This is a genomic window from Rhodococcus sp. K11/5 (assembly GCF_055193735.1).
Genome location: NZ_CM143721.1, coordinates 2,205,704 through 2,222,845, shown reverse-complemented (window position 1 = coordinate 2,222,845; position 17,142 = coordinate 2,205,704). Strand labels below are relative to the sequence as shown.

At 68.7% G+C, this 17,142-nt stretch carries 12 protein-coding genes; 10 read left to right on the top strand and 2 right to left on the bottom strand.

Going from position 1 to position 17,142, the window contains the following annotated elements; translation table 11 throughout:
* Positions 1 to 13 precede the first annotated feature (13 nt).
* The 3 genes from ACY466_RS10585 to ACY466_RS10575 are packed head-to-tail and all read left to right on the top strand — an operon-like array spanning position 14 to position 3,434.
* Positions 14 to 1,447 carry a FecCD family ABC transporter permease gene (locus ACY466_RS10585; RefSeq protein ID WP_463252220.1) on the top strand — a complete coding sequence of 478 codons (1,434 nt, stop codon included), beginning with the start codon at positions 14 to 16 and terminating at the stop codon, positions 1,445 to 1,447.
* Positions 1,447 to 2,556 carry a FecCD family ABC transporter permease gene (locus ACY466_RS10580; RefSeq protein WP_463245369.1) on the top strand — a complete coding sequence of 370 codons (1,110 nt, stop codon included), beginning with the start codon at positions 1,447 to 1,449 and terminating at the stop codon, positions 2,554 to 2,556. Before ACY466_RS10585 ends, ACY466_RS10580 begins: the two co-directional genes overlap by 1 nt.
* The gene (locus ACY466_RS10575) at positions 2,553 to 3,434 is read left to right on the top strand and encodes an ABC transporter ATP-binding protein (RefSeq protein ID WP_463245368.1); all 882 of its coding nucleotides are present in this window, start codon (positions 2,553 to 2,555) and stop codon (positions 3,432 to 3,434) included. Before ACY466_RS10580 ends, ACY466_RS10575 begins: the two co-directional genes overlap by 4 nt.
* Here ACY466_RS10575 and ACY466_RS10570 read toward each other — a convergent pair.
* Together ACY466_RS10570 and ACY466_RS10565 are read right to left on the bottom strand one after the other, a co-directional pair.
* Positions 3,412 to 6,051 (bottom strand): phosphatidylglycerol lysyltransferase domain-containing protein, encoded by a 2,640-nt coding sequence (locus ACY466_RS10570; protein WP_463245367.1) that lies wholly within the window; start codon positions 6,049 to 6,051, stop codon positions 3,412 to 3,414. The two genes, ACY466_RS10575 and ACY466_RS10570, sit on opposite strands and share 23 nt — an antisense overlap.
* Positions 6,048 to 7,346: an alpha/beta hydrolase gene (locus ACY466_RS10565; RefSeq protein ID WP_463245366.1), complete on the bottom strand. Its 1,299-nt coding sequence runs from the start codon at positions 7,344 to 7,346 to the stop codon at positions 6,048 to 6,050. The genes ACY466_RS10570 and ACY466_RS10565 overlap by 4 nt, the downstream gene beginning before the upstream one ends.
* Before the next feature lie 108 nt (positions 7,347 to 7,454).
* On the opposite strand from ACY466_RS10565, the gene ACY466_RS10560 reads away from it, so the two are divergent.
* The 7 genes from ACY466_RS10560 to ACY466_RS10530 all read left to right on the top strand — a co-directional run bounded on the left by ACY466_RS10560 (position 7,455) and on the right by ACY466_RS10530 (position 17,035).
* Positions 7,455 to 7,856 (top strand): BlaI/MecI/CopY family transcriptional regulator, encoded by a 402-nt coding sequence (locus ACY466_RS10560; RefSeq protein WP_463245365.1) that lies wholly within the window; start codon positions 7,455 to 7,457, stop codon positions 7,854 to 7,856.
* A gap of 24 nt (positions 7,857 to 7,880) precedes the next feature.
* Entirely contained in the window at positions 7,881 to 8,834 is a 954-nt protein-coding gene (locus ACY466_RS10555; protein ID WP_463245364.1) for a M56 family metallopeptidase, read from the top strand.
* Between the two features lie 314 nt (positions 8,835 to 9,148).
* Positions 9,149 to 10,723: a DEAD/DEAH box helicase gene (locus tag ACY466_RS10550; RefSeq protein WP_463245363.1), complete on the top strand. Its 1,575-nt coding sequence runs from the start codon at positions 9,149 to 9,151 to the stop codon at positions 10,721 to 10,723.
* A 134-nt stretch (positions 10,724 to 10,857) separates the two neighbouring features.
* Complete coding sequence (gene gndA, locus ACY466_RS10545; protein ID WP_463245362.1) at positions 10,858 to 12,306, top strand: NADP-dependent phosphogluconate dehydrogenase; 1,449 nt, start codon at positions 10,858 to 10,860, stop codon at positions 12,304 to 12,306.
* A 95-nt stretch (positions 12,307 to 12,401) separates the two neighbouring features.
* Positions 12,402 to 13,850, top strand: coding sequence for a GuaB1 family IMP dehydrogenase-related protein (locus ACY466_RS10540; RefSeq protein WP_463245361.1), 1,449 nt, complete (start codon positions 12,402 to 12,404; stop codon positions 13,848 to 13,850).
* Positions 13,847 to 14,749 (top strand): 3-methyladenine DNA glycosylase, encoded by a 903-nt coding sequence (locus tag ACY466_RS10535; protein WP_463245360.1) that lies wholly within the window; start codon positions 13,847 to 13,849, stop codon positions 14,747 to 14,749. Before ACY466_RS10540 ends, ACY466_RS10535 begins: the two co-directional genes overlap by 4 nt.
* 111 nt (positions 14,750 to 14,860) lie before the next feature.
* Positions 14,861 to 17,035: a malate synthase G gene (locus ACY466_RS10530; protein ID WP_463245359.1), complete on the top strand. Its 2,175-nt coding sequence runs from the start codon at positions 14,861 to 14,863 to the stop codon at positions 17,033 to 17,035.
* The last annotated feature ends 107 nt before the right edge of the window (positions 17,036 to 17,142 follow it).

The window sequence follows — 17,142 nt, the reverse complement described above, 5'->3', positions numbered from 1 at the left end:
TCCGGAACCGAACGTGGGCGCTCGCCTGCGGCCCGATCGGGACTACTCCGTCGCCGACCGTGCGAGCAGCGTTCCCGGTCGCGGGACGCGCGCCGCCGCGGCCGCGATCGACGTCGCTGTCGGAGTCCTGCCCCTGCTGATCGGCGCGATCGTGGTGCTCTCGCTCCGCGACGCGAGCGGCGGCGGCCAGATCGACAGGTTCGTCTTCGGCGGGCTCGCGGTCGTCGTCACCGTCGGCGTCGTCGTGTGGAACCGTGGTCTTCGCGACGGTCGCAGCGGTCAGAGCGTCGGCAAACAATTACTCGCTCTGGTTCTCCGCGACGCCGATTCCGGCGACGCCGTCGGTCTCCGCCGAGCACTGTGGCACCGCGACCGATGCGAGGTGGTCCGGGTGTCGATCGCCGCCGCCGACGGATTCGAACCGATCCACCCGGACACCTCCATGGCCGCGACGAGACGCCGACGCATCGTCGGGCTTCTGGTTCTCGGCGTCGCCGTGGTCGTGGTCGTCCTCATGAGCATCGCCGTCGGTGCGCGTCCCCTCACCTTCGCCGACATCTACCACGCCCTCGTGACCCCGACGGGCCTGGACACGGACGTCATCGTGCAGTCCCTGCGACTCCCCCGGACCGCGCTCGGATTGATCGTGGGCATCGCCCTCGGTATCGCCGGTGCCCTGATCCAGGGTCACACCCGCAACCCTCTCGCCGACGCCGGCCTGCTCGGCCTCAATGCCGGTGCGGCCTTCTTCGTCGTGATGGCCATCTTCCTGCTCGGAATCACCTCTCCGGGCGACTACCTGTGGTTCGCCTTCGCCGGGTCCGCACTGGCGTCGGTGGTGGTCTTCGGTTCCGCGTCCCTGGGGAACGGCCGGGCGAATCCGCTCAGCCTCGCTCTCGCAGGCGCCGCCGTGGCGTTCTTCCTGCAGGCCATGACGAACGCCGTGGTCCTCCTCGATCAGACGACCCTCGACGGGTACCGCTTCTGGGTGGTGGGGTCCGTCGCCGGGCGGGGCACCGACATCCTGTGGACGGTCCTGCCGTTCATCGTCGTCGGTGTCCTCCTCGCGGTGGCCGGCACGCCGAGCCTGAACACCCTCAGCCTCGGCGACGACGTCGCGAGGTCCCTCGGCACCAACATCGCCCTCACCCGGGTCGTGGGCATCGTGGCGATCACGCTGCTGACGGGTGCGGCCACGGCGGCGTGCGGACCCATCGCGTTCGTGGGCCTCGTCGTCCCCCACGTCGCTCGTGCGATCACCGGGCCCGATTATCGCTGGCTGCTCCCGTTCGCCGGTGTCCTCGGCGGTGTACTCCTGGTGTTGGCGGACGTCATCGGACGCATCGTGGTGCGTCCCGGCGAACTCCAGGTCGGCATCGTGCTCGCGCTCATCGGTGGACCGTTCTTCGTCGCCGTCGTGCGCCGACGCAAGCTGGTGTCCATCTGATGACCGTCGACCTCCCCGCCGGAACCTCCCCGGCCCCCGATCGCAACTCCGGTCACGTCCCCGGCCGACCGGCGTTCCGCCTCGGCGGCTTCTCCACTGTTCGGCGCCCGGTGCGCATCGTGATCACGACGGCGCTCGCCGCCGCCCTGTTCGTGATCTTCTGCCTGAACATCGGACGCGGAGACTTCCCGATCTCCGTGCCCGACGTCATCCGGGTGCTGGTCGGCGGCGGCGAACGGATCGAACGGTTCGTGGTGACCGAACTGCGGCTTCCCCGCGCACTCACCGGACTGCTCGTCGGTGCGGCGCTGGCCGTGTCCGGCGCGATCATGCAGTCGATCACGCGGAACTCCCTCGCCAGCCCGGACATCCTCGGCATCACGTCCGGCGCGAGCGTTGCCGCGGTCACGTTGATCGTGATCAGCGGGGGTGGCACGTTCGTCGGCATCCTCGCCACCCTGGGTCTTCCCGTCGCGGCCCTGATCGGCGGGCTCCTGACCGCATTCGTGATCTACGGTCTGGCCTGGCGCGGGGGGACGCAGGGAATGCGCTTGATTCTCATCGGAATCGCCGTCAACGCCATGCTCATCGCCATGGTCAGCTGGATGTTGGTGAACGCCGACATCAACGACGTCTCCCGAGCCCAGCTCTGGCTCACCGGGACACTCTCCGGTGCCACGTGGTCGCAGGTCTGGCCGGTCCTGTTCGCCGTGGCGGCGCTGGGGCTGCTGTCGGTGGTGCTGTCCTTCCGCCTCGGGGCACTGCGCCTCGGACCCGACACCGCCCGCTCCCTCGGCGTGAACGTGCAGGCTTCCGAAGCCGTGCTCCTGTTCGTCTCGGTTGCACTCGCGGCCGTGGCAACCGCCGTCGCCGGACCCATCGGGTTCGTCGGGCTCGCTGCGCCCCAGGTCGCGCTGCGTCTCCTCCGCGCCCCCGAGCCGCCGCTGATCGCGTCCGCCCTGTGCGGCGCGATCCTGGTGGTCGGCGGCGACCTCGTCGCCCGTACCGTGCTCCCGGTCGAACTGCCGGTGGGCATCGTGACCTCGGCCCTGGGTGGGCCGTTCCTGCTCTACCTCTTGATTCGCGTCAACAGAAAGGCGTCGATATGAGCGCACAGCCCGAGACTCCCGTGTCGCCGACGACCCCCGCTCATCGACTCGCGGCCGAGAACATCTCTGTCGGTTACGGCGATCGCATCATCATCGACGGACTCGACCTCGAGATCCACACCGGTGTGATCACCACCGTCATCGGACCCAACGGCTGCGGCAAGTCCACCCTTCTGCGGACGCTGGGCCGGCTGCTCTCCCCGCGCGAAGGTCGAGTGACGTTGGACGGCAAGGCGATTGCCGGAATGAAGACCCGCGAGGTGGCGCGAACCCTCGGAATGCTGCCGCAGTCCCCCATCGCTCCCGAGGGGCTCACGGTCGCCGATCTGGTCGCCCGCGGACGGCACCCTCACCAGTCCTGGATCAGGCAGTGGTCACGCGACGACGAGTCCGAGGTGGCGCGCGCGCTCGCCCTCACCGGCATCGAGGATCTGGCGGAACGCCCGGTCGACCAACTCTCCGGAGGCCAGCGGCAGCGGGCATGGATCTCGATGGCGCTGGCGCAGGGCACGGACGTGCTGCTGCTGGACGAGCCGACGACCTACCTCGACCTCGCGCATTCCATCGAGGTGCTCGACCTCGTCGATCGCATGCACGAGGACATGGGGCGCACCGTCGTCATGGTGCTGCACGACCTCAATCTCGCGATTCGCTACAGCGATCGCCTCGTCGTCATGCACGAGGGCGCCGTCGTCGCGAGTGGGACTCCCTCGGAGATCATCTCCGAGAAATTGTTGCTCGACGTGTTCGGGCTGTCCGCCGCCGTGATCGACGACCCCGTGTCGGATCGACCGCTGGTGGTCCCGATCGGCACCCGGCACGTCTACGACCGGGTGGGTCCGGTCGCGGCTCCGGTCATCGCGCCATCATCGTTCTGACCAGCCGGACTCCCTGACCCAGCGAGACGTCCGGGAGGTAGGCCCGGCCGATCGCGTTGCCGATGCTCGGCAGGGCGGCGGGGTCGGGGAAAACCATGTACATCGGCTCGTACACCGGCTGGAACTTGGACTTGAACGCCAGGAGCGAGCGGAATCCGTAGACCGGTTCCAGCGTGCGACCCACGACGTCGAGCAGCCGTTCGAGGACCGCGGACAGCGTGGACGCCTCGATCGATTCCTCGGTCGGGTCACCCACCTTCGCCAGCGGCGCGCCGGACAGGCTGAGGAACTCGTACCCCTCTTCCTGCAGGGACAGCGCGGCCGACGCGATCAGGAACTCCATGGCCGGGCGGAACCCCTCCGTTCGACGACGCATGAAATCGAGTGTCCATCCCACGATCTCGCCGTCGCGGTACACCGGCATCCAGGACGTGACCCCGTGTACGGTCCGACTCTCGTCGACGGCGACGAGGACACGCACCTGCGGGTCGTCGACCTCCTCGAGTCCGCCGAGCGTGAATCCCATCTCCGGCATTCCCTTGTCCGCCACCCACTCCTCCGAGATGGCGGTGATCTGATCGGTGATCGCCAGCGGCGCACTGGGAAAGCGCACCCACTCGGCGGCCACACCCGCCTTCTTCGCTCGATTCACCGCGGTGCGCACGTCCTGGAACTTCTTGCCGGTGAACGCGAGATTCGTCAGCGGCAGGACCGTCTCCTCCCCCACCTGCAGGGTCGACCAGCCGAGCTCCGCCGTGATCGCGGCCACCGCCGGGGTGACCGAGTAGAAGCACGGGCTCCACCCGTTGGCCGCCGCGTACTCGGAGAATCCGACAACGGTGTCCCGTCGACGGTCTGCCGGTCCCACCGGATCGCCGGTGGTGAGTGCGATGCCGGACACGACGCGAAAAGCGACGTAACTGCGACCGTCGGGGGCGAACCAGTACCGATTCCCGCGCCAGGTGGTCATCCACGACAACGCACTGCCGCCGCTCGCGCTCAGCAGAGCTCGTGCCCGTTCGGTGCCCTCGGTGTCGGCCCCGTAGGCGGGCTTCACGAACGATCCGACGGTGAGCAGGATCGCCGCCGACCAGAACGCGATTCCCGTCCACTCGTACAAGAACGTCGTGACGGCGCTGTTCGGCAGAAAGGGCGGGTCGAACCACTGCAGCAGAACGGGGGGAACGAGCCGCTGCGGGAAGTCCAGGATCAGTCCGAGCACGGTCGGGGTGCCGTCGTACTGCTCGCGCACCGCGGAACTGACCGCGACGTAGACGGCGCCGAGTACCAGAACCCCCACGCCGAGCACCGTGGCCATACGACGGTAGGTGCCGCGCGGCGCTCGCACGTCGAACGAGCGGCGTGTGACGGTCAACACGATCAGCACCAGAAGCGGAACCAGGAAGGGCACGGCGGTCCGGTAGAGATTGGCCTCTCCCCCTCCGTAGAACACCGTCGCCCGGTCGGTGTCGGGCACGAACCGGATCAGGTAGTTGCCGGCAGCCAGGGCGATCGACACCACCTGCGCCACGACCGCGGCGATCCACGCGAACCGACGACCGCGACGGAGCCCGTCACCGATCACCAGCAGGTAGACCGAGGGCAGCACGCTGGCGACCACCGGTCCGATGCCACCGAGCCGCAGATCCAACAGCCCCCGCCGGCAGTCGGCCGATCCGGGGAAGGTGTCGCAGACCAAGGACACCTCGTCGACGGTCCACGGTTGGCTGCGGAAGAGTTCCCGGAGAACGGCGAACGGCCCCACGGCGTGGGGTGAGAACGCCGCGATCATCGGTCCGATCGCGCTCGCCGCCACGACGAGTGCCACGAGAACTCGACTTTCGCGGCGAGTCCCCGCGAGCCGCTGTGCCCGCGGGGACCGACCGATCAGAGCCGGCCCCACCAGCAGACCCACCACCACACCGGCGAACGCCGTGACGTCACCGAGATGCCCACCGAACAACGCCATCGCCACGGTGAGCGCGGTCAGCCCGACGCGGACGCGTCGGCGCCACAACGTGGTCATGGTCGCGCTCGCCGCGGCGAGTACACCGAGCATCCAGACCGTGGGCCCCGACGTCACTCCCAGGTGGAGTTGGAAACCCCAGCTCTCGTCGAACAGCCGGCCCACACCGGCCAGCACGATTCCCAGCAGGGTCCCGCCGATCTGGGTGACGACGACGGCCAGGGCGAACTTCCTCGATCCGGTACGGCGTTCCACCGGCGCCGCGACCACCAGGAACAGACCGGTGGCCACGATCGCCGCCAGGACACCGACCGGAAGCAGACCCGAGGTCAGGGGTGTCCACAACCGGAGGTCCTCGATCGGAACCAGACCGGTCGCGAGATGGTGGTGGACGAAACTGCGGTAACTGCGGGTGGTCGCGGCGATCACCGCGATCGCCCCCCACATCAGCGCCAACAGCGTGATGCTCACCGGCGCGCGTCGGGCGCCGGTGAGTACCAACGAGCCCAGCCGCACCGACTGACGACGCACGGCGAGCCACCACGTGGCGAGCGCTGTACGCAGACGGTCGACCGCACCGTCGTCCGGTGTGCGGTCCGTGGACGTGGGTGTGGAGGCGCTCGCCGCCGAATCCGTGGTGCCGCCGGTCATGAGACGATCCCCATTCTCTCGCTCAGCCACCCGATCTCCTTCTGCAATCCGGCCGACCACACCTCGAAGCTGTGACCCCCCGGTACCTCGACGTACTGCACGTCCATGCCCGCGGCCTGTGCTGCCGCGAACAGCCGCTGCGCGGCGTCGCGGTACTCCGGATCGCTCTCACCCACCACGAACACCCCGGCGGAATCCGGATACCGTCGCGACGCCATCAGATCCAGCGGATCGACCGCGGCGAACGCCTCCGCGCTCCCGCCGAACGCAGCGTCGAGAGTGCGTTCGCGGTCTCCGAGCGTCGGCTCCGCCTGGCCGGAGAGCACCAGAAAGGTGGGGTAGGTCTCCGGATGATTCGTGGCCATCTGCATGGCGCACGTTCCCCCGTAGGACAGCCCGCCGATCGCCCAATGCGCACGGTTCTCGTCGACCTGCAGGGTCGAGGTCACCCAGTCGGGAACGTCCGTCGAGAGATACGTGGCCACGTTGCCGAGCGGCGAGTCCACGCACAGCGGATTCGCGGTGAGGGAACCGGTGCCGTCGGCCACCACGACGATCGGCGAGAGGCCGCCGTGGTCGGCCGCGAAGCCGTCCATCGTCTTCACCAGAGTTCCGCCGTTCAGCCAGTCCTCGGGCGACCCCGGCTGGCCCGCGAGGAGAACCAGCACGGGCAGCAGAGGACGCTGCGGTGCGAAGTACGCCGGGGGGAGATAGACGATCGCGTCGCGCGCGACGAAATTCGACGCCGTCGCCGGTACCGCAGCCTCGAAGAACCGTCCCCCGGTCGGCAGATTCTCCGGCGGCGTCCACACCGACTGGAGGGGGTCCGCAGTGATCGGATCGGACGAGCGACCGGACACGTCCTGCAGGCTCACCTCGCCGGCCGGAGCGACGCCCAACGCCGTACGCACGGTGGGGTACGCGTCGAACACCGAATTGACCTGCAGACTCACCGCGAGGACCACGGCGACCGCTGCGGCGACGCTCAGGATCCTGGTCCACCACCGACGGGCGACGATCGACCGGGGGACCACCGTGGCCAGCGCGAACACCGCGACGCCGATCCACACGTACACGGCGGTCTCGATCGGATCGGGGAACGGTCGCCAGACCCGCTCGATCACGAACCAGGCGAGCACCGTGATCGACGCCGCCGAAGCCGAGGCCACCGGCACCACGACGGTGAGGTGTCTGCGGCGCCTCGCCGCGACCAGCCACAGAATCCCGAGAACTCCCGCCGCGGCCACGCCGAACGGTAGGGGTCCACTGATCAACGACGCATCGAGAATCGCCACGGACGCAACGATAACCGCGTTGCGGGTCGGCCACTCTCGGACGCGGGCGACACACAGCGCCACGCTCCTACCATGCGTAGTACGCAATTGTGTCGGAGTGCCCGTAAGATGTGCCGAATGGCAGGCCTGGGCGAACTCGAACGAGCAGTGATGGAACACCTCTGGTCGAGTTCGGACCCGCAGACCGTGCGCCAGGTCCACGAGGCCCTCGCCCGGCAACGCGAGCTCGCCTACACCACCGTGATGACGGTCCTCCAACGTCTGGCGAAGAAGAAGCTGGTGACCCAGCAGCGCAACGATCGAGCGCACCGCTACGCCCCCGTACACGGCCGTGAGGAACTGGTGGCGTCCCTCATGGTCGACGCGCTGCAGCAAGCCGACCGATCCGGTGGTCGCGCGGCCGCGCTGGTGCACTTCGTGGGGCAGGTCGGCGCCGACGAGGCAGCCGCTCTGCGGAGCGCTCTGGCAGCATTGGAGTCGAAGGACGATCCCGGGTCCGTTCCCGGGTGACCGCCGACGACCGACGATGAGGACATGAACGCACCGACCGCGCTGACGTTCGCCGTACTGGCGTTGCTGCTCGCGGGTCCCGTACCCGCGCTCCTCGCCCGTGCCACCTGGCCGCATCGCACACCGCGAGCGGCTCTGGTGTTGTGGCAGGCCATCGCGCTCGCCGCCGTTCTCTCCGCCTTCAGCTCCGGTCTCGCCATCGCCAGTCGACTGCTGGTTCCGGGCAGCGACGGACGCCCCACGACCGCGCCGACGGCCGAGATCGACGCACTCGGACTGCCTCTGTGGATCCTGTACGTCTCGGTGTTCGCGTTGACCCTGGTCATCGGAGCTCGCCTCATCTGGGCGACGTCCATGGTCGCGGTCAAGACGCGCCGTCGTCGTTCCCGCCACCGGACGCTCGTGGACCTCCTCGACCGCGGCGGCGCCGCCACCGGCACTCACGGCGCGGATGTGCGGGTTCTGGAAACCCTTGCTCCCCTGGCGTACTGCCTTCCCGGTCTGCGACACCGGGTCGTGCTCAGCGAGGGCACTCTCGCCAACCTCGACGGCGAGGAACTGGACGCCATCCTCGCGCACGAACGGTCGCACCTGCGCGCCCGGCACGATCTGGTGCTGGAGGCGTTCGTCGCGGTCAATCAGGCGTTCCCCCGTGTCGTCCGCAGCACCTCGGCCCTCGGCTCGGTCGAACTGCTCGTCGAGCTGTTGGCGGACGACTCCGCCGTTCGAGTCACCGGACCCAAGCCTCTGGCTCGTGCGTTGGTGGCCTGCTCCGGATCGTCCGCGCCGCGCGGCGCGCTCGCAGCCGGCGGACCGGACACCCTGGTCCGTGTCCAACGCCTCGCCGCGCCCGAGACCGACCGCACGACGGCGGCGTTCGCCTACCTCGCCTCCGCCGCGATTCTCGTGGTGCCCACCGTCTACGTCGCCGTTCCCTGGCTGACCGAACTGTCGCGGCTGTTCGGTCATCACGGTTGAGCCCTCCGACGACGACTGCCGCGACGTCGTACCGTCCGAATAGAGGTCGGACGTCGACTGCCTCACACTCGTTCGGCCGATCGGCACCCGGTGGCGTAGTGTTCAGAGCGGTTCGACTGAACCGTCCAGTTTTTCGATATGGCACAAATTTCGCCGCATTCTTTCTGCGGACGACAAGACACCTCACATTGCGCCCGAGCTCCGCTTGCGCATCGATGACCAGGTGATGTGTGCCCTGGCTCGTCCTATCCGCGCGGCAGCGTTCAGCTCGCTGCGCCGCGACGCGCCTGCAACCCACGAGAGGTACCACCGCGTTGACCAGCGTTACACCCATTTCCACCCCCTCCACCAGCACCGATGCTGCGCCGCTCGACAGCAGTCCTGTCGACGCGAATGTCGCTGCCGAGGTCACGTTCGCCGACCTGGGCCTGCCCGAGGCCATCGTGAGCGCTCTGGCTCGTAACTCCATCACGGTGCCGTCGCCCATCCAGAAGATGGCCATCACCGACGCTCTGGCCGGCCGCAACGTCCTCGGACGCGCGCAGACCGGTTCCGGCAAGACCCTGGCCTTCGGCCTGCCGATGCTCACCCGTCTCGCCGAGGCCGGTGTTCGTCCCGCCCCGAAGCGCCCGCGCGCTCTCATCCTCGTTCCCACGCGTGAGCTCGCCTTCCAGGTCGTGGACTCGTTGCACGCCTACGCGTCGGCGCTGGGACTGTCCGTGCGTCCCGCCGTCGGCGGCACCCCGTTCGGACGCCAGGCCGATCAGTTGCGCCGCGGCGTCGACGTGCTCGTCGCCACCCCCGGTCGCCTCGGTGACCACCTCCGCCAGGGCACCTGCGTGCTCGAGGCCGTGGAGATCACCGCCCTCGACGAGGCCGATCAGATGGCCGACATGGGATTCCTGCCCGAGGTGCGCGAAGTCCTGGGTCAGACCGCGCCGACCGGTCAGCGCATGCTGTTCTCGGCCACCCTGGACCGTGAGGTCCAATCGTTGGTGCGACAGTTCCTGCCCGACCACGTCCAGCACTCGACCGGCGACAGCAAGGCCGCCGTCGAGTCCATGGACCACTACATCCTCAACGTCGGTCGCGGTCAGAAGGACATCGTGTTGTCCGAGATCGCCTCGCGTGAGGGTGGCCGGACCATCATGTTCGCGCGCACCAAGCTCGGCTGCGACGGCATCACCGATCGCCTTCGCGCGGCCGGAGTGCACGCCGAGTCCCTGCACGGCGGCAAGGCGCAGAACCAGCGCACCCGCGTTCTCGATCGCTTCAAGTCGGGGCGCACCCCCGTGCTCGTCGCCACCGACGTGGCCGCTCGCGGCATCCACGTCGACGGCATCGATCTCGTGGTCCACGTCGACCCCCCGGCCGACCACAAGGACTACATGCACCGCGCGGGCCGTACCGCTCGCGCCGGCGCAGCCGGAACCGTGGTCGCGATCGCTCTGCCGAACCAGCGCCGCATCATCGGCAAGCTGACCGGGATGGCCGGCGTCAAGGTCACCTCCGTCGACGTCTCCCCCGGGTCGACCGAGCTCAACTCGATCACCGGAGCCAAGGCGCCGTCCGGCGAACCCGTGCACGAGGCACCGCGTCGCGAGCGCTCCGGCGCTCCCTCGCGTTACGCCGGGGCCGCGCGCACCGGTGGCTACCAGGGAAGCTCACCCCGTACGGGTGGCTACCGCGGTGGCGATTCCGGCGGCTACCGCAGCGGCGAATCCAGCGGCGGCGGCTACCGCGGCCGTGAGGAGAACCGCACCGGTGGCTACCGCGGCGGCGAATCCGGCGGCGGCGGCTACCGCGGCCGTGAGGAGAACCGTCGGGGTACCGACGAGTCGCGTTCCGGGGGCTTCCGCAGCCGCGCGGGCCGAGGCTCCGCAAGCTGATCCGGCTCCGACCGGTACGACGAGACCCGACCAGGCGTTTTCACTCCGTCCGGTCGGGTCTCGTCGTCGGTGGTGACGAGATCGGTCTCGCCCCCCGAGTTTCGGTGGACGCCGCCGCAGGGAAAACTAGGGGCATGACTTCTTCCGATTCCCCCGAACTCGCACAGATCGGCGTCACCGGCCTCGCCGTGATGGGCTCCAACCTGGCGCGCAACTTCGCCCGGCACGGACACACCGTCGCCGTGCACAATCGCAGCGATTCCAAGACCAGAACCCTCCTCGAGGAGCACGGTCAGGACGGCACCTTCGTCGCGTCGTACAGCACCGAGGACTTCGTCGCCAGCCTCGCCGTTCCCCGCAAGGTCGTCATCATGGTCAAGGCCGGCGACCCCACCGACGCCGTGATCGAGGAGTTGGCCGCTCTCATGGACGAGGGCGACATCATCATCGACGGCGGAAACGCGTTGTACACCGACACCATTCGCCGCGAAGCCTCCCTCAAGGAGCGGGGACTGCTGTTCGTCGGAGCCGGCATCTCCGGCGGCGAGGAAGGTGCCCTCAACGGACCGTCGATCATGCCGGGCGGTCCGGCGAAGTCCTACGAATCGGTCGGTCCGCTGCTCGAGTCCATCTCCGCGCACGTCGACGGAACCCCGTGCTGCACCCACATCGGTCCCGACGGTTCCGGGCACTTCGTCAAGATGGTGCACAACGGCATCGAGTACGCGGACATGCAGCTCATCGGCGAGGCGTACAACCTGTTGCGCGATGCCCTCGGGATGGACTCCGACGCGATCGCCGGAGTGTTCCGTCAGTGGAACGGCGGCGACCTCGAGAGCTACCTCGTGGAGATCACCGCCGAGGTGCTCGCGCACACGGACGCCAAGACCGGCAAGCCCCTGGTCGACGTCATCGTCGACGCCGCCGAACAGAAGGGCACCGGCCGGTGGACCGTCAAGTCCGCGCTCGATCTGGGCGTCCCGGTCACCGGTATCGCGGAAGCGGTGTTCGCTCGCGCCCTCTCCGGTGCTCGCGGTCAACGCACCGCCGCACAGGGTCTCGCGTCCGGAACCCTGTCGGCCAAGCCCGAGGACATCGAGACGTTCACCGAGGACATCCGTTCCGCGCTCTACGCGTCCAAGGTCGTCGCGTACGCCCAGGGCTTCGATCAGATCGCTGCGGGTTCCGTCGAGCACGGGTGGGACCTGCACCCCGGCGACCTCGCCACCATCTGGCGCGGCGGCTGCATCATTCGCGCCCGCTTCCTCGATCGCATCAAGGAGGCTTACGAGGCGGATCCCGCGCTTCCCAGCCTGGTTCTCGCGCCGTACTTCCGCGACGCCGTCGAGAATGCCGTGGACAGCTGGCGCCGCGTGGTGTCCACCGCCACGCTCCTCGGCATCCCGGTGCCGGGCTTCGCCTCCGCCCTGTCCTACTACGACGGCCTGCGGGCCGAACGGCTTCCCGCCGCTCTGACCCAGGGACTGCGCGACTACTTCGGCGCCCACACCTACGAGCGCATCGACGCCGAGGGATCGTTCCACACGCTCTGGAGCGGTGACCGGTCCGAGATCCAGGCCTGATCCACCCCGATCACCGGCCCGTCACCGTTCCTCGGTGGCGGGCCGGTGACGTCGATCGCCGCCCGTCCGAGGACCGTCGCGTACGCTCGATCCCCGTGCGATTCCTTCGAGACCAGCGCCCGCCCTACGACCTGACGTACGACGACGTGTTCCTCGTGCCGAATCACACCACCGTCACCTCCCGTTTCGACGTGGATCTGGCCACCGTCGACGGTTCGGGAACCACGGTTCCCATCGTCGTGGCCAACATGACCGCGGTCGCGGGCCGACGGATGGCCGAAACCGTCGCCCGACGCGGCGGGATGGTCGTTCTCCCCCAGGACCTTCCGATCGAAGCGGTCGCCGCCACCGTGGAGTTCGTCAAGAGCCGGGACCTCGTGGCCGACACCCCGGTGGTGCTCACGCCGGACGCGTCCGTGTCCGACGCCCTCGCCCTGATGCCCAAGCGCGCGCACGGGGCGGTCGTCGTCGTCGAGACGACGGACGCCGGGCCCGTCCCGGTCGGCGTGGTCACCGAGGCAGCGTGCGTCGAGGTCGATCGGTTCGCCCGGCTGTCCACGGTGGCCACCGCCGACTTCGTGTCCGCACCCGTGGCCACGAGTCCGCGTGAGATCTTCGAACTGCTCGAATCCCGGCACGAGAACCTCGCCGTGCTCACGGCGGAGAACGGCACTCTCGCAGGCGTTCTCACCCGCACCGGCGCGCTGCGTGCCGGTATCTACGCACCCGCCGTCGACGCCTCGGGCCGACTGCGGGTCGCCGCCGCGGTCGGCATCAACGGAGACGTCGCGGCCAAGGCGACCGCCCTGGTCGAGACCGGTGCGGACGTGCTCGTGCTCGACACCGCCCACGGTCATCAGCAGAAGATGCTCGATGCATTGACCACCGTCGCGGCCCTCGGCCTCGACGTACCGCTGGTCGCCGGGAACGTGGTGTCCGCATCGGGCACCCGTGATCTGATCGCCGCCGGTGCCGACATCGTCAAGGTCGGTGTCGGCCCCGGCGCCATGTGCACCACGCGCATGATGACGGGGGTCGGCCGACCCCAGTTCTCGGCCGTCGAGGAATGCGCGGCCGCCGCCCGCGCGCTGGGCAAGCACGTCTGGGCGGACGGCGGCGTCCGCCATCCCCGCGACGTGGCTCTCGCCGTCGCCGCCGGGGCGTCGAACGTGATGATCGGATCGTGGTTCGCCGGTACACACGAGTCCCCCGGCGATCTGCGGGTCGACTCCTCCGGGGTCGCGTACAAGGAGAGCTTCGGCATGGCGTCCAAGCGTGCCGTCGCGGCCCGAACGGCAACGGACAGCGCGTTCGATCAGGCTCGCAAGGGACTGTTCGAGGAGGGGATCTCGAGCTCTCGGATGCGGCTCGATCCCGAGCGTCCCGGCGTGGAGGACCTGATGGACCACATCTGCGCCGGGGTACGCAGTACCTGCACCTATGCGGGTGCGCGATCGCTGGACGATCTGCATCGCGACGCGGTGCTCGGCATCCAGTCGGCCGCCGGTTTCGCCGAGGGTCGCCCGCTGCCCTCCGGTTGGTGACGGTGCCGGCGCCCGCCGTCCTCGCCGAGAGCGAGTGGGTCCCGCGACGCGACGCCCACCGGCGGCGCGTCGACGGCTCGATCGGCGTCTACCTCGATGCGCGGTCGGCCGGAGCGACGCACCCGGTGCTGGACTTCCTGTTCACCTACTACAGCCTCAAGCCCGGCCACCTCAAGCGCTGGCACCCCGGGTTCGGTGCGACGCTGACCGGAGCCGCGGCGACGGAGTACCTCGGTGGTGCCGGATATCGGGACGCGAACGTCGGCGTCGCGGACACCGCGGTGACCGTGTCCGACGAGTTCGTCGGACGACGTCGGTCGGCACTCGAGTTCGTGATCGCTCTGCTCGACCGCACCGCCGTCCGCCCCCCTCAGTTGGGGTGCTTCGGCCTGCACGAGTGGGCGATGGTTTACCGCGGCGGGGCCGACGCCCTGCGACACCGGGTCCCGCTGCGGCTGGGGCACGACGGCACGGACGAGGTGGTGCGCTCGATGCCACTGCGCTGCACCCACTACGACGCGTTCCGTTTCTTCACCCCGGACGCGGTGCCGCTCAACGTCGAGCCGCTCACCCCGGACCATCGGTTGCTGTCCGAGCAACCCGGATGCCTGCACGCGTCGATGGATCTCTACAAGTGGTGCGCCAAGCTCGGGCCGCTGATCCCGTCGGAGTTGCTGATGGACTGCTTCGAGCTCTCGGTCGCTGCGCGCGAACTCGACATGCGGGCGAGTCCCTACGACCTGAGCGAGTACGGATACGAGCCCGTGAAGATCGAGACACCGAGTGGGCGCGCGGAGTACGTTCGCGCTCAGATGGGCGTCATGGATCGTGCCGTGGAACTGCGCACGCGTGTCGCCGATCACTGTCGAGACGTGGTCGCCGCGGTCGACGCCCGGTGAGACACGCGAGTGCAACTCTGGTCGGGCGCGTGGCTACCAGTGGGTAACATCTAGCTCGACCGGCCGCGGCAACGACGCCGCGGCAGGCGAAAGTCGAACAAAGGGGCTGTGATGACGGAACGCGTCCAGGTTGGTGGTCTGCAGGTGGCAGCGGTGCTCCACGACTTCGTGGAGTCGAAGGCGCTGCCCGGAACCGGGGTCGAGCCGGCCGACTTCTGGTCCGGTGTCGCGTGGATCGTCGCGGACCTGGCTCCGAAGAATCGCGCTCTGCTGGCCACCCGAGACGAGATCCAGGGCAAGCTCGACGCGTGGCACGCGGAGCACCCCGGCACCGGCTACGACCGCGCCGAGTACAAGGCGTTCCTGAAGGAGATCGGCTACCTCGAGGACGAGCCGGCCGATTTCTCGATCACCACCGCGGGGGTGGACCGCGAGATCACCAGCACCGCCGGTCCCCAGTTGGTGGTGCCGGTGCTCAACGCCCGCTTCGCACTGAACGCGTCCAACGCTCGGTGGGGCTCGCTCTACGACGCGCTCTACGGAACCGACGCCATCCCCGAGGACGGCGGCGCGGAGAAGGGCACCTCGTACAACCGAGTGCGCGGCGACAAGGTCATCGCCTACGCCCGGGGATTCCTCGACGAGTCCGCTCCGCTCGCGTCGGGTTCGCACGTCGGAACGACCCGGTACGCGATCGACGGCGGCGCCCTCGCTGTCACCCTCGAGAGCGGCGAGACGGTCGGACTCGCCGATCCGGCGCAGCTGCTCGGGTACACCGGCGATGCCGCCGCGCCGACCGCACTTCTGTTCGCCCACAACGGCCTTCACTTCGAAATTCAGATCGACCCCGAGAACCCCATCGGCAAGACCGATGCCGCGGGCGTCAAGGACGTCGTCCTGGAGTCGGCCGTGACCACCATCATGGACTTCGAGGATTCCGTGGCCGCGGTGGACGCCGACGACAAGGTCCTCGGCTACACCAACTGGCTCGGGCTCATGCGCGGCGACCTCGCCGAGGAGGTCACCAAGGGCGGAAAGACCTTCACCCGCACCATGAACCCGGACCGCACGTACACGGCGCTGGACGGGTCCGAGCTGACACTGCACGGACGCTCCCTCCTGTTCGTCCGGAACGTCGGACACCTCATGACCAGCGACGCGATCCTCGACGCCGAGGGGAACGAGATCCCCGAGGGCATCCTCGACGCCGTCATGACGTCGCTGTGCGGGAAGCACAGCCTGGCCGACGACGTCGCGCTCACCAACAGCCGTACCGGCTCTCTCTACATCGTGAAGCCGAAGATGCACGGCCCCGAGGAAGTGGCCTTCACGAACGAGCTGTTCGGGCGGGTCGAGGACCTGCTCGGGTTGTCCCGCAACACCCTCAAGGTCGGCATCATGGACGAGGAGCGGCGCACCACCGTCAATCTCAAGGCCGCGATCCTGGCCGCGTCGGAGCGGGTGGTGTTCATCAACACCGGCTTCCTCGACCGCACCGGCGACGAGATCCACACCTCGATGGAGGCCGGTCCCGTCGTCCGCAAGGCGGCGATGAAGAAGCAGAAGTGGATCGCCGCGTACGAGGACTGGAACGTCGACACCGGTCTCGCCGCCGGTCTCGAGGGCAAGGCTCAGATCGGCAAGGGCATGTGGGCCATGCCCGATCTGATGCACGACATGCTCGAGCAGAAGATCGGCCACCCCACGGCCGGCGCCAACACCGCGTGGGTTCCCTCGCCCACGGCCGCGACCCTGCATGCGATGCACTACCACCGGGTGGACGTGTTCGCCCGCCAGGAGGAGATCGCGAAGGCGCGTCGGGCGAGCGTCGACGACATCCTCGAGATCCCTCTCGCACCCGACACCTCCTGGTCGGACGAGGAGAAGCAGAACGAGCTCGACAACAACTGCCAGTCCATCCTCGGTTACGTCGTGCGCTGGATCGATCACGGCGTGGGTTGCTCGAAGGTGCCGGACATCGAGGACGTCGCGCTGATGGAAGACCGTGCGACGCTGCGCATCTCGAGTCAATTGCTCGCCAATTGGCTTCGTCACGGCGTGGTCTCCGAGGACGACGTCGTGGCGTCGTTGAAGCGGATGGCCCCGGTGGTGGATCGGCAGAATGCCGACGACCCGACGTATCGAGCCCTGGCCGACGACTTCGAGGGAAACATCGCCTTCAACGCGGCCAAGGATCTGATCCTGCTCGGCACCTCGCAGCCCAACGGTTACACCGAGCCGATCCTGCATCGGCGTCGGCGGGAGTACAAGGCCGCCAACGCCTGACCCGACCCCGCCGCGCAGCCTGGAATACTGGGACCGTGACGTCGATGATCGAACGCGGACCGGTTCCGGCCCGCGCAGCGGATCGGAACATCCCCCGCGCAGCGGAT

Coding starts and splice junctions, on each gene's coding strand:
- ACY466_RS10580 (WP_463245369.1), top strand. CDS start 1,447: ATGACCGTCGACCTCCCCGCCGGAACCTCCCCGGCCCCCGATCGCAAC.
- ACY466_RS10575 (WP_463245368.1), top strand. CDS start 2,553: ATGAGCGCACAGCCCGAGACTCCCGTGTCGCCGACGACCCCCGCTCAT.
- ACY466_RS10570 (WP_463245367.1), bottom strand. CDS start 6,051: ATGACCGGCGGCACCACGGATTCGGCGGCGAGCGCCTCCACACCCACG.
- ACY466_RS10560 (WP_463245365.1), top strand. CDS start 7,455: ATGTGCCGAATGGCAGGCCTGGGCGAACTCGAACGAGCAGTGATGGAA.
- ACY466_RS10555 (WP_463245364.1), top strand. CDS start 7,881: ATGAACGCACCGACCGCGCTGACGTTCGCCGTACTGGCGTTGCTGCTC.
- gndA (WP_463245362.1), top strand. CDS start 10,858: ATGACTTCTTCCGATTCCCCCGAACTCGCACAGATCGGCGTCACCGGC.
- ACY466_RS10530 (WP_463245359.1), top strand. CDS start 14,861: ATGACGGAACGCGTCCAGGTTGGTGGTCTGCAGGTGGCAGCGGTGCTC.